Origin of the sequence: Geomonas anaerohicana, assembly GCF_016458305.1 — a bacterium.
Classification (GTDB): Bacteria; Desulfobacterota; Desulfuromonadia; order Geobacterales; family Geobacteraceae; genus Geomonas; species Geomonas anaerohicana.
In genome coordinates this window covers 1-22145 of sequence record NZ_JAEMHL010000021.1, presented here as the reverse complement: position 1 = coordinate 22145, position 22145 = coordinate 1, and the positions used below count along the sequence as shown (strand labels likewise).

25 protein-coding genes and 1 pseudogene are annotated in these 22145 nt (G+C 48.3%); 19 read left to right on the top strand and 7 right to left on the bottom strand.

Annotated elements, in window-relative coordinates; translation table 11 throughout:
• The first annotated feature begins 328 nt into the window (after positions 1-328).
• From JFN91_RS20975 to JFN91_RS20965, 3 genes are read left to right on the top strand one after another with little or no spacing between them, the layout of a single operon-like run.
• Complete coding sequence (locus JFN91_RS20975) at positions 329-967, top strand: GNAT family protein (protein WP_199391102.1); 639 nt, start codon at positions 329-331, stop codon at positions 965-967.
• Positions 960-1847: an ImmA/IrrE family metallo-endopeptidase gene (locus tag JFN91_RS20970; RefSeq protein ID WP_199391101.1), complete on the top strand. Its 888-nt coding sequence runs from the start codon at positions 960-962 to the stop codon at positions 1845-1847. Before JFN91_RS20975 ends, JFN91_RS20970 begins: the two co-directional genes overlap by 8 nt.
• Before the next feature lie 8 nt (positions 1848-1855).
• A complete protein-coding gene (locus JFN91_RS20965) occupies positions 1856-2920 on the top strand; it encodes a beta family protein (protein ID WP_199391100.1) in 1065 nt (354 codons plus the stop codon).
• A gap of 9 nt (positions 2921-2929) precedes the next feature.
• Here the strand turns inward: JFN91_RS20965 and JFN91_RS20960 are convergent, their stop codons facing one another.
• Positions 2930-3490 (bottom strand): sce7726 family protein, encoded by a 561-nt coding sequence (locus JFN91_RS20960; RefSeq protein WP_199391099.1) that lies wholly within the window; start codon positions 3488-3490, stop codon positions 2930-2932.
• A gap of 769 nt (positions 3491-4259) precedes the next feature.
• Here JFN91_RS20960 and JFN91_RS20955 point away from each other — a divergent pair.
• The 4 genes from JFN91_RS20955 (at position 4260) to JFN91_RS20940 (ending at position 8265) form a co-directional block, all read left to right on the top strand.
• Complete coding sequence (locus JFN91_RS20955; RefSeq protein ID WP_199391098.1) at positions 4260-4673, top strand: hypothetical protein; 414 nt, start codon at positions 4260-4262, stop codon at positions 4671-4673.
• 305 nt (positions 4674-4978) lie between these two features.
• Entirely contained in the window at positions 4979-5401 is a 423-nt protein-coding gene (locus tag JFN91_RS20950; RefSeq protein WP_199391097.1) for a hypothetical protein, read from the top strand.
• Positions 5402-5780: 379 nt separating this feature from the next.
• Positions 5781-6707, top strand: coding sequence for a hypothetical protein (locus tag JFN91_RS20945; RefSeq protein WP_199391096.1), 927 nt, complete (start codon positions 5781-5783; stop codon positions 6705-6707).
• 340 nt (positions 6708-7047) lie between these two features.
• Complete coding sequence (locus tag JFN91_RS20940) at positions 7048-8265, top strand: tyrosine-type recombinase/integrase (protein WP_199391095.1); 1218 nt, start codon at positions 7048-7050, stop codon at positions 8263-8265.
• A gap of 93 nt (positions 8266-8358) precedes the next feature.
• Here the strand turns inward: JFN91_RS20940 and JFN91_RS20935 are convergent, their stop codons facing one another.
• On the bottom strand, positions 8359-8640 hold the full coding sequence (locus JFN91_RS20935) for a helix-turn-helix transcriptional regulator (RefSeq protein WP_199391094.1): 282 nt from the start codon (positions 8638-8640) through the stop codon (positions 8359-8361).
• 259 nt (positions 8641-8899) lie between these two features.
• Here JFN91_RS20935 and JFN91_RS20930 point away from each other — a divergent pair, with 259 nt between their 5' ends.
• Entirely contained in the window at positions 8900-9487 is a 588-nt protein-coding gene (locus JFN91_RS20930) for a hypothetical protein (protein ID WP_199391093.1), read from the top strand.
• On the top strand, positions 9480-10151 hold the full coding sequence (locus tag JFN91_RS20925; RefSeq protein WP_199391092.1) for a hypothetical protein: 672 nt from the start codon (positions 9480-9482) through the stop codon (positions 10149-10151). Before JFN91_RS20930 ends, JFN91_RS20925 begins: the two co-directional genes overlap by 8 nt.
• Before the next feature lie 199 nt (positions 10152-10350).
• Here JFN91_RS20925 and JFN91_RS20920 read toward each other — a convergent pair whose 3' ends face one another.
• The 4 genes and pseudogenes from JFN91_RS20920 to JFN91_RS22545 form a co-directional block, all read right to left on the bottom strand.
• Positions 10351-10692 carry a hypothetical protein gene (locus JFN91_RS20920; protein WP_199391091.1) on the bottom strand — a complete coding sequence of 114 codons (342 nt, stop codon included), beginning with the start codon at positions 10690-10692 and terminating at the stop codon, positions 10351-10353.
• A gap of 230 nt (positions 10693-10922) precedes the next feature.
• The gene (locus JFN91_RS20915) at positions 10923-11669 is read right to left on the bottom strand and encodes a hypothetical protein (protein ID WP_199391090.1); all 747 of its coding nucleotides are present in this window, start codon (positions 11667-11669) and stop codon (positions 10923-10925) included.
• A gap of 78 nt (positions 11670-11747) precedes the next feature.
• Entirely contained in the window at positions 11748-12440 is a 693-nt protein-coding gene (gene mobF / locus JFN91_RS20910; RefSeq protein WP_328747814.1) for a MobF family relaxase, read from the bottom strand.
• Positions 12424-12594, bottom strand: a pseudogene (locus tag JFN91_RS22545) (relaxase domain-containing protein); the annotation flags it as partial. The pseudogene JFN91_RS22545 and the gene mobF, both read right to left, overlap by 17 nt.
• A gap of 217 nt (positions 12595-12811) precedes the next feature.
• Between JFN91_RS22545 and JFN91_RS20905 the strand changes: the two are divergent.
• From JFN91_RS20905 to JFN91_RS20870, 8 genes are all read left to right on the top strand, one after another.
• A complete protein-coding gene (locus tag JFN91_RS20905) occupies positions 12812-13111 on the top strand; it encodes a hypothetical protein (protein WP_199391088.1) in 300 nt (99 codons plus the stop codon).
• Between the two features lie 291 nt (positions 13112-13402).
• Positions 13403-14125 carry a hypothetical protein gene (locus tag JFN91_RS20900; RefSeq protein ID WP_199391087.1) on the top strand — a complete coding sequence of 241 codons (723 nt, stop codon included), beginning with the start codon at positions 13403-13405 and terminating at the stop codon, positions 14123-14125.
• 3 nt (positions 14126-14128) lie between these two features.
• A complete protein-coding gene (locus tag JFN91_RS20895) occupies positions 14129-15451 on the top strand; it encodes a hypothetical protein (protein WP_199391086.1) in 1323 nt (440 codons plus the stop codon).
• 219 nt (positions 15452-15670) lie between these two features.
• A complete protein-coding gene (locus JFN91_RS20890; RefSeq protein WP_199391085.1) occupies positions 15671-16186 on the top strand; it encodes a hypothetical protein in 516 nt (171 codons plus the stop codon).
• A gap of 3 nt (positions 16187-16189) precedes the next feature.
• Positions 16190-16552 carry a hypothetical protein gene (locus JFN91_RS20885; RefSeq protein ID WP_199391084.1) on the top strand — a complete coding sequence of 121 codons (363 nt, stop codon included), beginning with the start codon at positions 16190-16192 and terminating at the stop codon, positions 16550-16552.
• Positions 16536-17192, top strand: coding sequence for a nucleotidyltransferase domain-containing protein (locus JFN91_RS20880; RefSeq protein ID WP_199391083.1), 657 nt, complete (start codon positions 16536-16538; stop codon positions 17190-17192). Before JFN91_RS20885 ends, JFN91_RS20880 begins: the two co-directional genes overlap by 17 nt.
• Before the next feature lie 42 nt (positions 17193-17234).
• Complete coding sequence (locus tag JFN91_RS20875; RefSeq protein ID WP_199391082.1) at positions 17235-17744, top strand: hypothetical protein; 510 nt, start codon at positions 17235-17237, stop codon at positions 17742-17744.
• A 187-nt stretch (positions 17745-17931) separates the two neighbouring features.
• Positions 17932-18645: a hypothetical protein gene (locus JFN91_RS20870; protein WP_199391081.1), complete on the top strand. Its 714-nt coding sequence runs from the start codon at positions 17932-17934 to the stop codon at positions 18643-18645.
• 494 nt (positions 18646-19139) lie between these two features.
• Here the strand turns inward: JFN91_RS20870 and JFN91_RS20865 are convergent, their stop codons facing one another.
• The gene (locus JFN91_RS20865; RefSeq protein WP_199391080.1) at positions 19140-19826 is read right to left on the bottom strand and encodes a hypothetical protein; all 687 of its coding nucleotides are present in this window, start codon (positions 19824-19826) and stop codon (positions 19140-19142) included.
• 526 nt (positions 19827-20352) lie between these two features.
• On the opposite strand from JFN91_RS20865, the gene JFN91_RS20860 reads away from it, so the two are divergent.
• Both JFN91_RS20860 and JFN91_RS20855 read left to right on the top strand, forming a co-directional pair.
• Entirely contained in the window at positions 20353-20796 is a 444-nt protein-coding gene (locus JFN91_RS20860) for a DUF2442 domain-containing protein (protein ID WP_199391079.1), read from the top strand.
• A gap of 178 nt (positions 20797-20974) precedes the next feature.
• A complete protein-coding gene (locus JFN91_RS20855) occupies positions 20975-21652 on the top strand; it encodes a fibronectin type III domain-containing protein (protein WP_199391078.1) in 678 nt (225 codons plus the stop codon).
• Positions 21653-22145 lie beyond the last annotated feature (493 nt).

The following is a 22145-nucleotide window of genomic DNA, read 5'->3' as shown; positions in this document are numbered from 1 at the left end:
GGCGCCCCAGCAAGTCTTAGGGTACTCTTAATTATGCACTCAGGTCAGCAAATTTAGTTGAGTTTGTTTTAATTCTTGAAATGCCTTAAAAAGATTCGTATATTCATTCCAGCTGTGCCGTGGTGGCGGCAGATCTCGTGATTGCTGGTCATGAGGTGTGCACGCAGGGGGGCTGCAGCGGTGAGAATCTCACAATTCATCCCTTCTGTTGAGTCCCCACTTCATAATTAGGAGAATCTTGGGGGGCACCGCCGCTGCGTCCAAGAGTAAGCCGACGTTTTTCCGCAATGTCATGTTAAATATTTATGCTGCTGCTAGGAGCAAAAACTTGAGTGTTCTGGTAAAAACTGGAAATATTTTCGACCATATTGCGAATAAAGATGAAGAATATAAGATCTTTCGAGGTATAGATCCAATACTGTACCTTAATACTGATCGTAAATGGCTACAGTATAACCTTGATCTTATGCAAGCAATTGATGCTGTTGCTAACGGCGATGATTTAATCTTTGAGAAAATGATTAGGGAATGTAGCTTTGAAGACTTCCACTGGCGTTGGTTCGATAAGTGTTACGATAAAAATACATCTGAGTTTGAGTGGTTCTATTTAACTGTTGGAGATGTGGTACAAGGTGTGTGTATTCTCTACCATCCTAAAGAGAGTAGAATAGATAAAGAAGAGATCTTTTATATTGATTACCTTGCGACAGCACCGTGGAACAGACCAGATGTGCTTAAAACCCCAATTCCATTCAAGGGTATTGGCACCCTGCTTCTTCGAGAAGCTCTTACCTTTTCCCTTGCAGCGCTTGGGTATCGGCCGGGGTTCTCTTTGCATTCACTTCCGAAAGCACTTACTTACTATCATAAAATAGGCATGACTGACTTCGGACCTGATGGGACTTATCATAATTTACATTACCTTGAAATGGAGCGGGAGAGTTCGGAGGTATTTGCAAATGCGTAACATCATAGATACTCTCGCTGAAGCAGGAGAAGATTTTGAGGTGGCAGGTGCCCCGCAGGGGGAAGAGTGTAGGCTTGTTGATTTCTACAGATATGCTTCAAAAAACCTGGATGCCATCCCTTGGAATAGCTTGGAGAAAATGGGGTGGATAGAGAAAGGTCGAAAGATATCTTCTTTGGCACCGTTAGTTGAATCCTTTATGGAAGGGGGCGGCAAGCGGGCGCTTTTCAGGAAAGCAGAAAACACAAATGACTTCCTTGTGTCTTTTTGGGTATCCAGGGTAGAAACTAAAGCCAAAGAGGTAGTTATCAGATCACCAGGTCTTAAATTTGTACAAGAAGCTTTCGGGAAGGAAGCACTTTTTGAAATATCAAGGTTGACTAGGACTGTGTCTGTTATAAGAACACTCCCTGAAATTCTCGCAAAGTACGGAATTATTCTTGTCTATGAGAAAGGTGTGCCTGGTATAAAGTCTGATGGAGTTGTCACTAAACTTAGTAACGGAATTCCGGTTATAGGTATGACTATAAGGTACAGTAGGCTGGATTACTTTTGGTTTACATTGCTTCACGAGTTGTCGCACATTATTTTGCACTACAACACACTCGACTCGCCTGTGGTTGAGGATATCGACTCTCAAACTCAAGTTAAAGCTGAGCGAGAGGCTGATATGCTCAGTATGAATACATTAATTCCGAGACTGGAGTGGTATAGGTTTCCTAAGTACGCGCAAAACGACTTGAGTATTATTAAATTCGCTGAGAAGGTCGGTGTACATCCAGCAATTGTCGCAGGTAGGCTGCGAAAGGAAACAGGGCATTACCAGAGGCATTCACAGATTGTAAATGAAATCGATGTTAATACTGTAATCTGGAGATAGTTCTTGCTATGTATATTCCATTTCTGAAGCTTAAAAAGAACGAGATAATGTCCATGTGTGGATTGGATGTAGACACAATCAAGCATGTCATCCCGTTCTTTGATGTCCCCAGAGTTCGTGATATGACAGAAGGGGACTTCAAAAAGCGAATAGAGTTAGCAGAGAAGGACATGAAAAGGCACTGGGCAGAAAAGAAGAGATTCTACCTTGATACTTTTGATGTCGATCAAGACCTCAGGCCGGACGGTGTGTGCCCTTGTGAGTACGCTATGATAGCCTTGGGCCAATACAATCCGATACCCGTTGTTGGCCTTGACCGTGATTCTGACCATCTTGATTTCGTACGACGGCACCTAGCGCAGGCCCGCAAGAAGGATGTGGCTGTCAGGTTGTTGCCTGATATTTTTGAATCTTATGAGCTTGTAGCAGATGAGTTGTCAGAGACTTTGGGGGATATATTAGCTGGGGTTGATAATATAGATTTGGTGCTGGATTGCAGGATAGTAAATAACTATGACGTTTCAGCTATTGCGCAAAGTGCCGCAGAGTTTGCTAGCACCTTTTGTGAGGATTACGCCTGCAGAAATGTGATAGTTACAGGGTCTTCCATTCCACCATCTATATCTGATATTGTGCAGACAAATTCTAGTGTCCTCTTTGACCGGAAAGAGCCGCAGTTATGGAGAGTTTTTAATCAATATTTTTCTGATGAATCTGCCAAATCTGTCTTCGGAGACTATGCCGTAGTGTCCCCTGAATACTCTGATGTGGATTTGGGGCCAGAGATGTTGTCCACTATTGCTTCTCCGAAAGCTATATACACTCTTGAGGATCAACATTTTGCTGTTAGGGGAAGCCGTTTCCGGACACACAAAGACGGCTATGCTCAGTATTACGCAATAGCAAGGCAGATAGCGAGACAAGCATTCTTTAGAGGGGAACTGTTTTCTTCTGGGGATGAGTATATCCAGCGAAGAAGCGAAAACGTCCCTACGCCAGGTAGTCCGCAATCATGGATCAAAAATACACTAAACGCTCATGTTACTTACATTGTAAGTGAAGTCTGTGTGTAAATACACATGTTAAAAAGTCTTAGTGCGTTGTGTTAAAACGCTGGCAATTTCTTCTTCGATAGTATTAATGGGCAACGAGTTAGCTATCACCATAGCAATGTCCTTCCGAGTGCGGTTCTTGTTAACATGTTTCAAATGATGCTTTTCTGCTAGGTATATAAGCTCCTTCTTCCATAAGACATATAATGAGTCTTCTTTTTGTATCAATGAGTTCCTGCGAGACTTTCTATGGTACCTTATAGTAGGACCACTATTGGTGTTATCTATTAATATGATGCCCCAAAATTCTGGCACAACTAGTTTGGCTTTTTTGATATGTCTTGCGGTTGTAACAATAGTAATGCGACTAAAAGTGGAATTGTAAAATTGTACTTGCCTCTTTAACCTATCCAGGTTGTCTCCGTCCCCTTTGATTTCAAAGCAATGGGTATGTTTGTAAATGCATACAACATCAGCAATGGCATTCCCGTTGTTAATAGTGAGCTCGTCAATAACCTTGTGTGGAGAAGGCTTTCTGCTTTCTAGGAAAGCTTTAAGTGCCGTTCGAATGGTTTTGTCGTTCAGGTGCATTGATACCAACGTGGGGTTTACAGCCTACCGGCCGTTCATGTCTAGTTGTGATGACTACAGATACCATCACAGGTGTAGGTGGTTTGGGACAGAGCTAATGAGCCTCTATCTTGTCACAAATACCGTCCTGAGGTCAAGCTGCTGATACTTTCTTAGGTCTATCTTCTCAAGGGAGAGGATTTATCTTTGAGCTGAATGATTTCGGGCTCATGAGGGCAGGGCTGCTAACGGATGATCAATTGGCCGGTGTAGTCCAGGAGCTATTGCCGAGCAAGTTGAGGGACAGTTGCTACGAACGATCGCAGTATTGTTGGACCTTTGGTTCGACTCCCAAAATAGGAATCTAACTTGTGAGGAGAATGGAGATGCTGGGGGGGGTGCAATTGATTAAAATGTGGTGTGTGTTACTCCGCAGTCCCCATTTAATTTAATCACTAACCTTTCATACATGCAGGTAAGAAATGGGCGATATCGGAATAGAGGAAGATCATAAAAAGCGACGACTTAACCAGCAAAGGGCAACCGGCAGGTGATTTCCAGGGCTTGATAATTCTTGTTGGAAAGTAAGTTCTGTGGCACACTCAACGGCGGCATGAATCGCTGCTGTTTTTGGGATATCTTTCCCGTCACTTACCACGATTCTTGACTTACGGAATCTCTGACCCGTGCTGTCGTAGAGCCAAAGGACGGCCTGAAGATCTGTGTTGCATGACTTGTGGGTTTCTAACGGAATCATCTAAGAAACATTCAATCGACTTATGGAGGGCGCATGAAAATACTCGCCGTAGCAGCAATTTTGGCGATAACTGCATCGCATTGTTATGCTGAAAGCAATTGGGTATCCATGGTTCGCGATGCTAAACGGAACATTGAGTACATGGTCGATAAAAGCAGAATTTACCCTATCTATAACGGTAATGTCCGGATATTTACTAAAACAGAAAAGATTGATTCTGCCAAGCCTTCACCAGCTTTAGAACCAAGGATTAAATCTGAAGAAACTATGATTGAGTTTAGTTGTGTCGAGAGGCAGCATATGATTTTGGGCGGTGAATTCGTTTTGAACTCCGGTGAAAAAATCTTCACTGGAGCTGATCTACGCTGGCCTCAAATTGACAGCATCCAAGAGGGCAGTGACTACGATATTGCGAGGTTATTTGCTTGCAAGCAGGCGCGCAAATAGCCACTCTCCAATCATGATCAATCCGAAATGACCACCCCTTACGGAGGGTGACCCTTGATGTAACTTATCTGGACAATCAATTGCTGATAATGTGACGGTAGGTGTCGAGGCGCTTGTAAAATGTTGATCGGCTTAGAATTTTAACTAAGTGTCGGCGTCCAATGGTGACCCACCCCTACTAAATATTGAGCTGTTACAGATTGCGGGGTTGGTCTCAAGATGAGATGGTGGGTTAAAATTGGGTGCTGATTGACAAGTCGGAATGCCATCTATTTAACTTAACTGCCAATATAAGGGGGGATCAGATGAAATTGAGATTATTTCTTGTTTTGTTTACGTTGGTGATGGCCTCGAAGGCATGGTCTGCGGAAATCAAAGTCACTGTTCCGTGGTGGGAGGACGAGTCGATTGTCGGCAGTATCAAAAATGGCATCAAGCAATACAGCGCAGAAATTTCTCCCGGCAACAAAGTTGTGTACTCACACTTTGAGAAAGATAAATTGCTGAGATATGATGTAGTAATATATGTGAGTAGGACGAGTAACGTTGAAACGATTGGCGGAGAAGAAAAGGAGTTGCAGCACATTGACTATGTAGTTTTGCAGCGTGGCAAAAACTACAATTCTGAGTTTAACGAAAAATTGGTTTCTTATGGGGCGATCACGCCCGAAAATGTTGAGGACCTTGGTGACATTATAGCGAGTTCTATGATCGGCAAGGTGAAGTAATCATCGGTGCAGACACCAGCGTCATGGCAGGAACAATTTATGTCCGTCCAGGGATAGACCATATCAATCTGGAGCGGCAATGGACTACGGTTCGATTCCCATTTCAGGAGTTCGATTCCGAATTTGGGAATCAAACTGAATACGGGACATAGATGGTGTTTCACGTTTTGTTCCACAGAAAATTAATCGAACAGATCTAAGTGGTTGGATTCAGGTGTTACGGGACAATAAAGAGACACCGCATTGGCAGTGCATGAAGTTGATAGTTCCCTCTATAGTCATAGAAGAATCGCATGAAATTATGGGCGTCTCCATGTCACCATTTGTCAGTCCCTAGTCGTTGGATAGACTGTAATCAAAATTTTACAGGAGGAATGTTATGAAGAAAATATTATTTTGCTGGATATTTTTCATTGCTATTACAGGTTGTGCAACGATTAATCAAAGAGGCTTCGACGTTAATACCGGAATACATACAATTACCATGACAAAATTTGACAAGCTGGGGTATGACATCGGAGGCTACAATATTGACGGCTACGATATATTTGGTTACGACAGGCTCGGTTTCAACAAAGAAGGGTATGACAATAAAGACTTCAGAAAAGACGGTTTCAATAAAGAGGGATACGACCGGAAAGGGTTTAACAGTAATGGAATTGACAAGGACGGCTACAACTCAGACGGCTTAGATAAATCTGGCTATGACCGGAATGGCTATGACAAAAATGGGTACAATAAGCTTGGGTTCAATAAGAACGGCTGGGACGCATCGAGTAAGAATAAGGATACAGGCAGCCTTTTTGACAAAAATGGCTATGACATAAACGGGTTCAACATGGCAGGATACGATAGAGATGGATACGACAAGAAGGGTTATGACAATGAAGGATACGATAAGGCAAAATTTGACAAAGATGGAATAAATAAATTGACAAGAACTGTGTTTGATCGATACGGTTATGACAGAGAAGGGTTTAATTCACAAGGCATACACCGCGATACTGGAACAAAATTTGATAAACGTGGATACAACGTTTTGAAAGAGAAGGGCTTTAGTATTTTTCTTAGCAAAGGAAAGTCGCCGTATACGTTCGATATAGGTAGTATCAAAGTTGATGGTCAGCCATTTGCAATGTACGAAAGTGTCATGGTGTCAAAAGGCCGTCATATAATTGAAGCGCAATCTAACAACTATAACGGTTATCATACTGCAATAAATATAAAGAATCACTCTCAGGCTGTTGATATAGATTCAGATGTGACAATTGAAATAAGCGATTTTGGTATAATGCGGAAATGGTGAAGATGTGGGATACAAAAGCAGGGGGCGTATTCGGATTCGGTAATTGAACTTATTGGGACATTGATGGTGTTCCACGTTTTGTTCCACGAAAAATTAATCCGGTCGTAGTAAGTTGCTGAAATTATGTGCATGGAGGCATCAAAGAGAGATTCCCGCCACCTCCACCATTAAAGGATCTTAAAAGATCCAAATGAGCAAAAAGCCCTGAGAAATCAGGGCTTTTTCTTTTTCGTGCGTCCAGTGTAGTATGGTGGTAACCATTGACAGCGGGGGTATTTGGGGGTACAAGAAGCAAAATATACCCCCAAAACAAATCTGATACCCCCACGTGGAGGTTGCCGTGGCACTGACGGACGTAAAGATACGAAATACAAAGCCGGGAGCGAAGCCGATCAAGCTTTCGGACAGCGAGGGAATGTACCTGCTGATCAATCCCGGCGGCGGGAAATACTGGCGGCTCAAATACCGCTTCGAAGGGAAGGAAAAGGTGCTGGCTCTCGGGACCTACCCGCAGGTACCGCTCGCCGAGGCGCGCGACCTGATGCGGGCGGCCCGCAAAGAGTTGAGAAACGGCGTTGATCCCGGAGCGGCCCGCCGGGCGCAAAAGTGTGCCCGGGAACAGCGTGCGGCGAACAGCTTCGAGATCGTGGCCCGGGAGTGGTGGGAGCGGTTCAAGCCGACCTGGACCGAGGGGCACGCGCAGACCATCCTGGCCCGCCTGGAACAAAACGTCTTCCCCTGGTTAGGCGGAGCCCCCATCGGCGAGATCGAGGCGCCGGAACTCCTGGCGGTGCTGCGCCGCATCGAGGCGCGGGGTGCCCTGGAAACGACGCACCGGGTAAAGACGATCTGCGGCCAGGTGTTCCGGTACGCCATCGCCACGGGGAGGGCGAAGCGCGACGTCGCTGCCGACCTCAAAGGGGCCATCCCCCCGGCCAAGGGACGCAACCACGCCGCCATCACCGAGCCCAAGGAAGTGGCACCGCTATTGCGCGACCTCGACGCCTACCAGGGCGGTTTCGTGGTGAGGTGCGCCCTGCGACTCGCGCCGCTCGTCTTCGTGCGCCCCGGCGAGCTCAGACAGGCGGAATGGTCCGAGATCGATTTCGAAGCTGAACAGTGGAACATACCGGCTCAGCGCATGAAGACCAAGGCGCCCCACATCGTCCCGCTCTCCACCCAGGCGCTGGACATCCTGAAGGAACTGCAGCCCTACTCTGGCACCAGCCGCTACCTGTTCCCCTCCGGGAGAACCTTCGACCGCTGCATGTCCGAGAACACGGTCAACGCCGCCCTGAGAAGAATGGGGTACGACGGGGACGTGATGACCGGCCACGGCTTTAGGGCCATGGCGCGTACTATCCTGGACGAGGTGCTGCAGATCCGGCCGGACTACATCGAGCAGCAACTGGCCCACGCGCTGCGCGACCCCAACGGTCGCGCCTACAACCGCACGGCCCACCTTGCCGAGCGGCGCAAAATGATGCAGACTTGGGCGGATTACCTGGACGGGCTTAAGGCCGGAGCGAAGGTGCTGCCGTTCAAAAGAGAGGCCTAGAACAGAGATTACAAGAGGCCCCTTGCCGGAAGACAAGGGGTCTTCTTTGCTATCACTGCACCGCTTCCGATCCGCGCCACTTGTGCCGCCTTCTTATGATGAGCCTTTCTCAAGCAGGGCCCGGATTGACTGAACCGTCCAGGCAGAAATCCGATCCGAGAGCTTGACCGGCGGCGGATAAATTCCCTTCTTGATCCCGGCATACCATCCCGCCCGGCTCACGGGAAAGAGGGGGGTAATAGCGGGCCTCGGCGTCTTCGGTCCCCTGCCGGATTTCCTGTTCGCCGCCGCCTGTTCCTGGGTAACTACCTTTTGCCCGATGATCTGGGGCAGCCTCACGTACCCGTCGCCGGGCAGCACGTTAGCATCGTTCATGTGCAACCTCCCTGTCGCTTCTCTGTACGTTAGCTCCAACTACTCCCAATCTTGGAAAGATTTAACCACACTATTCCACCCAGTGCTCCAAAAGATGAGGAAAAGTGCTCCGCCCGCCCAAGCTGGGTACCCGGAAACCCTAAGGCTCCTGCTCCATTTCATGGTTACACGACTGGATCCGGTTTAAGGTTTTGCTTTGTATGAAAAAGTACATAGTTTTGTATTGATTTATACATAAATTTGTACTAAAGGATACAATATGAAATATAGACTCGGAAAAGAGCAACTCTTCGAGATCCTAGAAGAGTGGAACCGGCGCCTGAAGCGCCGGGTGCATCTGATCGCCTGCGGCGGCACCGCCCTCACGCTGCTGGACATCAAGGCCTCAACCAAGGACGTCGACTTTGTGGTGCCGGTATTGAAGGAGCACGCCTACCTCACCCGGAACCTGGAGCAGATGGGGTACCAAAGGGTGACCCAATCGGGGTGGCAGCGCCAGGGGGAGATCTTCCAGTTTGACCTCTTCCCGGGAACAAACATCCACACTACGGGGCTTCTCGCCTCGCCGCTGGAGGAAGGGAGGCACTTCCTCCTCCGTGAGTATTCGCACCTGTACCTCGGCATTCTGAACTACTACGACCTCATCTGCAGTAAGCTGATGCGGGGCACCAGGGTGGACTTCGACGACTGCCTCATGCTCGCTGAAGCGAAGATCTCGGAGATCGATGTCGACGCGTTGGTGGCGCATTTTCAGGAGATGATCCTGTACGACATCTCGGAAGCAAGGCTCAGGCCGCACATCGAACATTTCGTGGATCTGCTGAAAGAAAAGGGACTGCATGGATAACCGGGAGCTGATGAAAAGCCTGTCCAGACTCGGCCTGCCGATGTTCGAGCCGGACGAGGCTCTGGACGTAAATGAGACGGTGGCCGAGGTCGTGAAAAGCGGCGACGGACGGCTCTGGGAACTCTTCCCGGTGCTGCTGGCGAACGCCGCCGAGGACTACCGCTTCAGCTTCGAAAAGGTCCAAAAGCTCCTGCCGGAAGAGCGGGACCACCTCAACCTGGAGCGGCTCCGCCTTATGTCACTCTCTCTCTACGCGCTTTACCACCTGGAGTTCGGATGGGCTGCGAAGCTCAAGAAGGAACTCTCACCTGAAGACAAAGAGCAGGTGAAAGCGTGGCGCAAAGATCTCGGATCGGACGAGCCGGTCACTTGGGAGGAAGCTGAATTTTCGCCGGAGCGCCTGAAGAAGAACTTCGAACTGTACGTGGAACAGAACGCGGAGCGCACCCGGCGCAGGAAGGAAAGGTACGACGAATTCTCCCTCGCCTTCGCGCTCTCCCAGGTCTTCTCGCCTAAGCAGACAGACCTCTTCAGGAAGAAACTGGAGGGGCTCCCCATGACCAAAACGGAGCAGGAGTACTACTCTCGGTCGGTCAAAAAGAAGGTGCTGGCGCTTGCCAACGCGGAACTGCACGCGCTGGCCCGGAAGCTTTTGGAACAGTAAAAAATATGGAGTGGGCGCGGGGCACTCCCCGCCTCGACAAGGGCCGGTTCGGAGGGGGACGGTGCAGCGCGAGCGAAGCCGTACCCCGGAGAACGGGCCGGGACCGTCTGAAGCAGCCGGCGGGTCAGCGCCGGCTGCTTTGGTCCAAAATTTAGCGCCTCTTTTTCGCCTCCTTCTTAGGTGGCGGCTGCCCCCCCTCTCAATCGAAACAACGCGGACCTGCGATCCGTTCGAAACGTGCATGCTCGGTTTGGTCGTGGGCGACCAGCTGTTTTTCCAAGACTTGGAAAAAGTACTTTATCTTGTCAGCGCTCAGTGTTTTCTGATCCAGAAGCCCGACTTTTTCTATGATGGAGAGGGCTAAAACCTCCAGATTTTCGACGCGCTCCAGAAGCGTTTCCGGGAGATATACTTCCCGTTCCAGAGCGTCCAGCGCGCTGGAAATGAGGTCTCCCATGGAGAGCTTTTGGGACTCCTGCATTTGCATCAACCGCTCGAAAACCTCGGGAGGTAATCTCTGATTCATCTTACTTTTTGCCATCTCTGATTCCTCTTGACCGCTGGACCACCTGGCCCGGCAGTGATATCAGTGACTTAACGCACTTTAGGCGCCGTTCTGGCGGCAGGTTTTTCGGCCTTTTTCAAGGACTTACACCTGATGCTGCGCCGAAGGGCTGCGTCAGGTGTATAAGGAAAAATAAAGCCGAGCGAAGCGAGGTCCGCTGTTAGCTTAAACGTATGGGAACCACGTGTCTCCTCGGTCACCCCGGTTCACTCGCGCGTGATCTTGAGGAGCCCCCGCAGTTCTTTGCTGTAGGACGTCGGTCTGGTGGGCCTAGTCAACCGTCCCCTTGGTCCAGACCTCTGCAGAGTGGGGCGACGTTTCCCGCCTGGACTCACCTGCATCTGCTTCGAGTCTCCGAGCAGATGAAGCTTTACCGGGACGCCCCTTTGCCGCAGCTCTTCGACCACATCGAGCGGATGCTCCGCCTGCCTTGCCCCGAGAAAGTTACCCTCATCCACCTGGAGCACCACTTGCGTCTCCTGCCCTTCTGGAATTAGAATTTTTCCATCGCTACCACTACCATGGGCGGCTCGCCGTTCGCCCTCTGTAGGGCAAACTGGGAAGCCGGATTCCCATTTTCGAAACTGTCGAGGGTGAAGGCGGGCCTTCCGGTGGTGAGGGACAATTCCTGGGCCGCCTTCCCGGTATAGGAAAGGTTGACAGAAAGATGCTCCCTCCCCTCCCCTCGGGGGGCGCAATACCTCCTCGTTGAACCTCTCGACGATCGCCAGGGTGGAGGTCTTGGCGGGCCCTGGGTCCCCGATGGTGAGGGCCACGCCCCGGCTCCCGGTCAGTTCTAGGTGAACCTCGGCTTTCTGTCCGGCTGTCAGCCGGACGCCCTCTCTCTCCTGCCAAAGCTCCAGGTACGCCTCGACCTCGGGGACGCGCGCCACGCTCTCGAAGAGAGGAAATTCCCTGATCCTCTTCAGGTTCCGGGACTCCAGCTCCAGCATCTCCCGCGTGTTAGAACTACCGTCCCCTGGCGTCACGCCCGAGCCGCTGCTCGGGAATCTCGCCGTCGATGGCGAGGTTCAGCTCGGCAAGGGAATGCTCCCCCCGAAACGAGCACCGCCTGGTCCAGAAATCGCGCCCGGTCCAGCACGGCCTCGCGCTCGGTGAGATCCCGAAGCGCCAGCTCCACCACGTGCGAGGCCTCGGGAGCGGTGCGGGAGATGGAAAGCTCCCGGCCCCGTTCCAGCTCTTGCCTCACCTGGGCGAAATAGGTGCCGCACTCTTCGAAGCCTCGCTCGAAAATCCGGGTCACTGTTCACCTCGAAGCCCCCCTCCGAAAGTTCCCGGGCGAGAGCCTGCCGATACAAAAGTCCCAGGGACTTCTGGTCCTGAAAAATGGCCCTCGGTTCGTTCGCCCTCCAGCTCCCTTCCCCGGTGTGCACCGCGTTCACCACGAAGACGTCGGAGTGCAGTTGCGGATCCACGTTGCGGGAGGTGGCGTGGTCGAACTTCGCCGCCACCATATCGCCGCACTTACTCCCCTCGGGGGTGCGGTAATGGCAGTAATGCTCCTCCAAGTGCGAGAGGACCGAGAGAACCGCCTCGTCGTGCGCCTCCCTGACCTGGTCCACCCCTGTAGCATGGGCGATGGAGACGGACTTGGGAGCGGAGAAGGTGCAGTCGTTGCCGGCCCGGTGCGTCTCGACGGGCAAATCGTTCTTCCGGTCCCGCGTCAGGGGCCACGATCCGGTTTCCCTCTGGGTCCTCCCCACGGCACAGCACCCGGAACTCCTCTTCACCCACCGGGCCGTCGAGCCTCAGCGCTTTCGCCCCCCGACCGTGCCAGTGGCACACGCACTCGTTCTCGGTGCCTCGCAGGTAGTAGTCCTCCCTGGAGAAATACCCGCCCGCCTGTCCCGATACCATCCCCGGTGATAGGGACGTCATGTCTATTCACCCCAATCAGAAAAATGGATATGGCCTCCGCTCCAAACCCCTATACTCTTGTGGCGTACTTTAACAAAAAATAGCGGCATGCCAACCGGTACGCAGGAACAGTTTATCATTGTCATTCATTAACTTGGCATGGTATGCTGCGCCTGCTCACCAGTTGGGATCAAAATGGACGTGGAGAATAATTGCGATGAGAGAAATTTTCAAACTGGTCAAGGCCGCAATGGATCAAGCGAAGAGGGATCAGGATCTTGAACACTTCCGCGAAATTTCTCTCGCTTTGGGGATTCAAGAAATAGATGAGGGCAGTCCCGTATCGATAAGGTATTGTTATCAGCTTTTTAATCAAGATGCGGCGATACAAGGGGCATTACGCTCTTACGATCAGTCTGGCCCTTTCCAAAACCTACCTGACATAAACAAGATCGAAATGGTCCTAAGGCAGGGGGGCGAAGTCCTGGAACGGCATTACGTCGAATGGGAGGACTAATGCAAAGGCAACAGGGTACACAGTTTTAACCAGAGGTTGCGCCGGAGTTCACCCTACAGGCATGCGCATGTTGTTGCTGTGTCAGCTATGTTCCACCAGTTTCCCCCATTATGGGAAACACAGTTGGTGGACCAACCTGTGGTAGAGAAGATGTTCTTCAAAGGCGTGAGAAGCTCACGAAGTCGGATCGTCCATGTTCTTCCCTAAAGGAGAGGAGATAGTTAAAGCGCTGTCTGCAGATAGGGGAGTTTAAAGAGCGTCCACACTGTTCATTAGAGGAGAGTGACTGCAATGGGGATGAATACAAATCTACTTGGGCGAGTCAAGCACACAAGCCTTCCGAAAACAAGTGGACTGCTTCCGTTATTTGAGGCAGTAGTAAACTCAATTCATTCTATTGAGGAAGCAGGGTTACGTCTTGATCTAGGGAGAATAGATGTAGAAATCATTAGAGGCGAGCAGTCACAATTTGATTATGATGCCAGCGAAAATAAACCGGGTAGAGAACCTCTTGCAGAAATAATTGGCTTTAAGGTACATGACAACGGAGTTGGTTTTTCAGATAGAAATTTTTTGTCTTTTAAAACTCTGGACAGTGATTACAAAATAGATAAAGGGTGTAGAGGAGTTGGCCGACTTTTATGGCTAAAAGCATTTAACAAAGTAGGAATTGAAAGCATCTATAGAGAACCAGGGGGAACGCTACTTCGCAGAACGTTTGATTTTGATCCTTCGGCTGGGGTCGTCAACGAAAAAACTGCTGCTACCACTCGAATTGATGCAAGAACCTCTGTCCATCTTGATGGATTCATGAAAGGATACCGTGAGGCCTCTAAAAAATCCGCTGAAAGCATAGCAAAAAGTTTGTTCGAGCACTGTCTATGGTACTATGTAAGACCTGACGGAGCACCTCAAATATTCATAATAGATGGGACTGATACATTTAATCTAGATGAAATTTATGAATCGAACATGCGTGCTTCAGCGAAGCAAGAACAAATTAAAATAAAATGAATTATGTTCGAATTAACTCATGTAAGGCTTTACTCTAATACAAGTCAGTCACATATGATTGCTTATTGTGCAGCCAATAGGCTAGTTAAAGAAGAATGTATAAAAGGAAAGTTGTCTGGGTTATATGGAAGGATTGATGATGGCTCTGGAGGATTTATCTATTCCTGCTACGTAAGTTCGCAGTATCTGAATGATAAGGTTCGTTCCGAGAGGACCGGGTTTGACATAGATGATGACGTTGACGGTCTATTCGCCGGAGATCAGATTTCTTTCTCAGATATACGCGAGTTGGTTCTTGAAAAGGCAAAGGACCACCTAGGAGAATATCTAAAGGAAAGTAGGAAAAGAGGCCGTGAGCGCCTTGATTTCTTTGTTTGTAACAAAGCTCCACGATACCGACCAATATTGTCCTATATTCCAGAAGATCAGCTTTCCGTAGACCCTAATATTTCGGATAAAGAGTTGGATCTCATCTTGCACAAGTATCTTACGGAGTTAGAAAGTAAATTGCTATCTGAGGGTCACGAAATTATGATCCCTAGAATTAATGAAGAATGGGCAGATTATAAGAAGCGCTTGGATAAATATCTTAGTACAGCTGAAGATATAAAAAAATCTGACCTGGCTAATTATGTGTCGCATCGTAAGGTGATATTGGACTTGCTCGAAAAAGCAATACAACGCGGACCAGATGGCAGGTATGCTCGAGAAGATCTAATACACAACTTGATTATGCCAATGGGAAAAGACTCTAATGAGCTTTTGATAGACAACTGTAACCTATGGTTAATAGATGAAAGGCTAGCTTTCCACAATTATTTAGCCTCAGACAAGACCTTGGCCTCAATGCCCATCACTGGAGCCTCAGAAACCAAGGAGCCTGATCTGTTGTCCCTAAACGTATTTGACAATCCCATCTTAGTGGCAGAAAGTGCAGGCTTACCGCTAGCTTCTATTGTTGTTGTCGAGATCAAACGTCCAATGAGGAATGACGCACAACAAGGTGAAGAAAAAGATCCTATTGAACAAGCTCTTGGATATTTGGACAGAGTTCGCAACGGATCTGTTTCAACCGCAAACGGTCGACCTATCCCGCATTCCCCTGATATACCAGGATTCTGTTATGTTGTTTGCGACTCAACCCCAACAATGATCAATCGCTGTAAGATTCATGGTTTGACTGTTACTAGTGATCACCTCGGCTATTTTGGATACAATCCAGGCTTCAAGGCCTACATTGAAGTTATATTTTATAATCGTCTTGTAAATTCGGCAAAAGAACGCAACAAATGCTTTTTCGATAAACTAGGACTCCCTACTACGTAAATCTTTCTGGGAGCGCGTCAAAACAATCATGTGCTAGTTTCGCTTGTGCGACCAATGTACCCTCCAACGAGGCGCATCAGTGGTGCCTTCATTGCCTGGCGTGACAAATGCGGCATAGGGAGGCATAAGAGCGTAGAAACGTTTAAGATGGTATACTTTTGTGCTTTCTCTTCTTACTAAACAGGGCTACCCTGATTCTAAAGACAAGGTACTGTACTCATGAGGGCTGATAATCCTGCCGAAAAGATAGACCAGAAACTTCTCACAGCAGAGTATGAGATCCTGCAAGAGAAGCTAGATAAAATTGGCGAGTTCAAATTCAAGATTAGAGGGTGGTCAATAACTGTCTTATCTGCTGCTTTGGCTGGATTGATCTCGCAGGATATGAGCCCCATATACTGGGTAGTGACGTTTATCATTCCACTCACTTTCCATTATCAGGAGTACGAGCAAGAAGTGCTTGGGGTCGCTCTTGGAAGGCGTGCAAAAACTATTGAGCAATTCCTTTTTGCTGTGCAAAGAGATGATGACTCCGACAGGAGTGAAATTATGTTAAAAATTGCAGCTAAAGTTGTTGAATCTGTCCCAAGAATTGCTGCTGAGATGCGAAAGGCAAAAGCTCGGTGTATCGACTGGGAAAAGCTATTTGAAGTCAGAAGGCACAACTTCTTTTTTTACGTCCAGTTTTTTCTGATCTCTACATTGTTCATCATAAAAAACATTATCCTAAGGTAATTTATGGAAGATTTATTATCAAACATTGAGGAAGATGTACTAGCTCTTGTAGGTCAAATTGAATATGGCGACATCAGTGATTTGCCGACTTACTGGAAGTCGTTGCTAGACTCACTGCTCAAACTCGACATGTTTAGAGGTGTTCCTGCCATAGAAGTAAGCGAGGTACTGAACAAGGTGCCCGCCAACCTTAAGGATACATCACTCGTTAGGCTTACTGAACAGATGGAGGAAATTTCAGCAATTTCTTCGACTGATACAATTGAGGACGAGGACCTATCCGACCTAAGAGATATGGCGGTAGATTTCGAAAAAAGATTTATGCACCTACTTGAGGGTATCCAAGAAAATGCAAGTAGCGAGTGAAGTATTGGATAGAGTGCTGCGTGGTCTTGGGCAGAAGGACCGTCAGTCCTTGCTCGAAAGCATAGATATGGCTGAGGAAGCTGTTATCTTTGGCTCTTACGCTTGCGGTTGCGAGAGGCCAGATTCCGATTTCGATTTAATGTTAGTCGGAACCGGTCGTAGGATTAAGACTAAGAAGTTGGACCTGATTTGGGTCCCAAAGGAACGGCTGGTTCTCAAAAGTTGGTTAAGAACAGAACTCGCTACTCATATCGCAGCTTATGGAGCTTGGGTAAAAGGTGATGGAACATGGAAGCGCCGAGTTGAAATAACCAAGTACACGATGAACAAAAAAAGGCTTAAGATCTTGATAGCTCTTTCGCACATATACGTCAAGAGGGCTGATCTTTCCGACATTTCTCGTTACGACCTTTTGAATAAGGTTGTATTGGATATTTTAAGACTTTCGTATTTAGTAAACAAACGTCCTGTTCCACCCAGCGCGTTGATTAAACTTGAGTTCGGCTCCTGTGACCCGGAGACAATGCTTTGCTTGGCAAAAGAGTTATTGGGTGACGGCGGTTTAGTGCTTCTAGAGCAGGCATTCTTTTGCTTAGATAAATCTCGCTTCTGGCGAGATTACATCTCACCAGTAAGTTGATAGGAATATGATGAACATTTTATATTATTGGGGGCAATGGTAATGCTTGAGGCAAACGCTGTTTTCACAGTAAGTGCTGTTATAGTAGCAACTGGTATCCTTCTTATCATTGCAACTACAGTTGCTGATTTTATTAAACCCGGGCGTTTGTCACCACTGGCTCAAGCCTTGCCTGGTTTAGTTCTTGTTATTGTTGGCGCCCTGGTTATCACAGTTTCGTACAGGAGCATAGCATGCACCAAAGAGAGCTCAAAGAAGGAACCAGAGAGCCTATACTTTTATGTGCCGCTCACATCTGAGGATAAGCTGAGCAATGATGCTGAGTACGTTCTTCGTAACTTTGGCAAGCTAGTACCACGAGGTAAAACTGTATCCATAATTTTAGACTCCACATCTTATGAAAAAGGTAATACCAGCCGCCAAAATGATCTTATAGCAAAAGTCTCTTCACTTTTAATAACGGGTGGTACCCCTAAAAACGAAATCAAGGTCAGTAAAGATACGAATAGCAAATACCACGGTGAGGGTGTTTACATCACCCTCAATCCCTAAGCACTTGGCCATGCTCAGGCGGGCTCGTTACCTTGACGATAACAGCATAAGCGATCGTTGCAGCTTCAAAATTCAGGCGAAAGCGTACCAGAATAAAAATCGAACCCCAAATTATTCCTGAAACGCTAAAAGATGTAGTCACAGGATCTTTTGGAATGAAATGCATATTTAAAAGGAAGATAACGAAATGAGCATTGATGTCGAGACTAAAGTTCCTGAATCACTTTTGATCAAGCTGTCTGAGTTTTTAGATCCCAAGCCCCTTGACTATTGGGTTAAACGAATTCCTGCCATTATGACAATACCTGGGCACGCAACTAAATTTAACAGGATTGAGGAAGCCAAATCTAAAGAGGAATTAGCGGATTACCTTGCTGAACTCCGATATGCACTGATATTCAAGAAATTAGGGTATTTGGTTACCATGGAGCCTGAAGGCGACAAAGGGCCAGACCTTAAGATTGAAAAGGAAGCTTTTGTAGCATTTGTTGAGGTGACTCGATTTAGGCCCACGCCTGAATTGCAAAAAACCTATGAAATTTCTTCAGACCTAGCGGATGATATCGAAGTTGTTGATTATGCTTCTGTAGAAAACTGTATTCAAAAGGTTTACTCAAAGGTAACTAACAAATTTAACCAGGTTGCAGATTTCCACGCCATTCTTGCTATATGGAATGACAGTGAGGCCATTGATCATAGTGATATGCCTCAGGCAATTAAAAATATCATATCAATAGATGATGGTTCAGTTTTGGTCCCAAAAAATTTGAACACAATAATATTTGGGTCATTTGAGAGCAATGAAAAACAATTCTATTGCTTTAAAATGAAACTCAATGTTGATGAGGCAACGCAGTCATTCTTTGTTGAGATGGAAAACTCAAGGCTAGGCAAAATATAATTGTACAAATGGAATCGAGCGTCAATGTGCGCTCCGACTTGGCGGGTGCGCCTTCCGACATGGTTTCCCTCATCGGCACGCACCATTGGGCCAACATTCCTCTTGGCTGCGTCGGATGGGAGACCATTCGACTGCACAACGCGCATCAAAAAATGTGGGGATAAACACCTCCGGTTCCGGGTTGGGTTCCCAGATTGCAGATGATTGCAGCGGCGAAAATTGGGGGTATCTGGGGGTATAACTTCTCGCTTTTTTAAGGATATTCCTGAATCATTTCAACACAATGACCCAGAGTACGATTCCCGCCACCGCAATTGCAAAGGCTCCGCTGGCAAAGTGCCAGTGGAGCCTTTACGCTTCACCCTGAACAGAAAAGTAGTTCACGTCATCGGCGACTTCTTCGTGGAAACATAGGGACGCCTGTAAAATTTATAGTCCCCGGAGAAGCGGAATCACGGGCGTCCTCCGTCCTCATGTCCTTAGCTGGGATTCATCTACTGGACTGCATTGTTGAAATTGCTTATGACTTTATACTTAATGTATTGATTTGTTGCTTCAATTATCTCCAACTTAGCGCCCTTGTATGCGATGATCTTCGATTCTGATAAATCATATTCAACATTGTTATTAAAAGCAGGTCTTGCTATATTATTTGAAAACTCTCGATACCCAACATTGATTTTGTTCCCAAGTTTTCCACTGTAAATCAAGGATTGTTGAAACGAATCCTGAGTAATTGAAAGTTTTTTCCTACGTTCGAAACTATTGCTGTCTCCGCAAACGTATGCATTGAAGACAGTTACTACACAAATCTCACTATTGCCTTTTTGGGTCATGATACTTGTCCAAGGGTCAGCTAGTCCGGACTTTACTACGCGTCCTGAATCGTCTCCACCTCCAGGGTAGTAATATTCTGCAGTTTCGTCTTCACCTTGCTTGAGGTAGTAACCCGGATAAAGGGTGTAAGCCCAACTAGGATCGGCTTTTCGCGTAACATAAATAGCATCATATTCTTGATATTTTCCTTGGCGAACCATGGTGTCTCCGACCTGAGTCATGTTGATGGAGTCGATAGGTGGTTCACTTATTGCCGTAGTTACAGGCATATAGTTGTATTTCGGTGAGGCACATGCAGATAGAAGTAAAGTTGAGGCTAAACCAAATAGGCGCAGACATTTCATATTATTCCCCTTTATGCAGATTCTAAACTTAAGCTAACGAAGCTATCCCAGGTTGGTCTCAGAGTCAATGGCTTAATTACAATAAATGATATTCCGGGGAGGAAGGACCAGCGCGGCAGAAAGGGATTCTAGGGTCAGGTGTAAAGTCCGGTACTAAGGCGTAAGGTAATTCCCACGTAGGCGGGCTCGGGCAAACAGGGCGCGGATTTGGGACGAGTGGAAAAAGCTGAATCGATGAAATCTGGGGCCAGGCTTGCAATGTTGCAATCTCTTGTGAGACAGGGGACTTTGCAACATTGGCAAGCCTCACTTGTTTTAACCAACAGTTGCAAGGCGGGGATCCAAAGGGATGAGGGGATGCGTTTGACATGGGGAATAGATTTCCCTATGCTGACCTCGCATGACCCGTCTTCATCACAACCGGAACTGGAAAATCGGGACATTTTGTTGGTAGCACGTGCGTGGGCTCGGGCTAACAGGGCGCGCATCTGGGATGAGTGGATAAAGCTGAATCGGGGATAGTGTTATGGCTCAACAGATGATTACATCGGTCGCCGCCGAGGCGCCGTCGCAGGTAACGGTCTCCTGGCGCTCCGGCAAGCATACCACGGTTGACATCACTGAATACCTGGACTCACCTGGATACGAAAAACTGCGGGACCGGAACTTCTTCGAGAGTGCACAGGTGGAGGAGTGGGGGCACGGGATCGAATGGGGGGACGGCGAACTGGGCATCGATGCGGATGCCCTTTATCGGCTTGGGAAGGAGCAAGCGGGGCTTGCTTACCCGGTGACGGAGTTCAACGCCTGGATGGAGCGCAACGGTCTTTCGCTGGGAGCCGCCGCCAAGGCGCTGGGCATAACACGCCGGACGGTCGTGTACTACCACGGCGGTCACAAGCCTATTCCCGTCTACATCAGGCTTGCTTGCATCGGGTGGGAGACGCTTCGACTGCAGAGCGCGGCGTAAAGAATACGGTTGTAAAAGTTCTGGGCTTCGGTTGGCTTGCTGTGAGCTGATCGGAGCCTTTTTCGTTTTTGGGGGAGGAGGCGGGGTAAGAGATTGCTCCAGGGGCTTGACGGAATTTCCGCCTCTGCTATATTGAAAAACATTAAAACATCCCAATCGTTTTTCGCGGGAGGATACTATGTTAGTAGAGGAGTACGATTCGGTCGAAGTCAATCTCCGAAAGCAGACTTTCCCTCAGTTATTTATCACCGTAACCGATCTTGCCGATGCCCTGGATGCTAATGCACTCTACAATGAAAACCGTCCCAACCACGCATGTACCGGGGATACCTTGAGGGAGCATGTGGCAATCATGAAACAGCTAAGCATCGGCGCCGACCGGGGGGACGTCCTACTCAGGGATCAGCGCCAGCAAAGGCGGGATTTTTGCGAGCTCGATGTGGTTGGCTCGGTCAGTTACATGAAGAGCATCGCGATCCACCGGAGGGACCCGACCCTCCTCCGCACCTTGACTCTGCCGCCGAAGGAAACAGCCCACAAGAATTCCCGCAGGGCGAATTCCTCCCATCAGAACGTGCCGATTCGTCTCGATGTGAAACATGTGAGAGGCGAGACGGGATGGATTCTCATCCAAGGGACCCACGTGCGGGGGGGCGGGCCGTACCTCATCAATCTCTGCAAAGGCGAACCGACTTCTGATGCAAGCTGGTACAACCCTGGTGGTCACCACGCCAGTTGCGCCAAGATCATCATGAAGAACCTGGAACCGGCCAACAGGTACTACGTCAGGATGAGGACTGATGGGCCGGAAGGGCCGGGGCCGTGGTCGCAGCCTGTTTCCATCATCGTGTTGTAACCACATTTCACATTACTTCGCTTCGGTCTGCCGGTTTTGTGGCAGACCGGAGCTGCAGTTCCTTCTGAAAAGCAAAGCCCTCCCAAAGAGCCACCAAAAGCAAATCCCCCCTGGCCCCCCTTCGCAAAGGGGGGAACGCCAGTTCGCCGGCATCACTTCGTGGCGAGATCTCTCCGAGGCGACGTCTCAACTTCAAAAGGTCGTGCACAAGACATTAAAACCAAAGTTCTCGCACGAAAAAAGAGCGAGATCTCTCCGAGGCGACGTCTCAACTTCAAAAGGTCGTGCACAAGACATTAAAACCAAAGTTCTCGCACGAAAAAAGAGCGAGATCTCTCCGAGGCGACGTCTCAACTTCAAAAAGTCGTGCACAAAACATAAAAATCAAAGTTCTCGCACGGAAAAGGAGCGACATCTCTCCGAGGCGACGTCTCAACTTCAAAAAGTTGCGCACAAGACATTAAAACCAAAGTTCTCGCACGAAAAAAGAGCG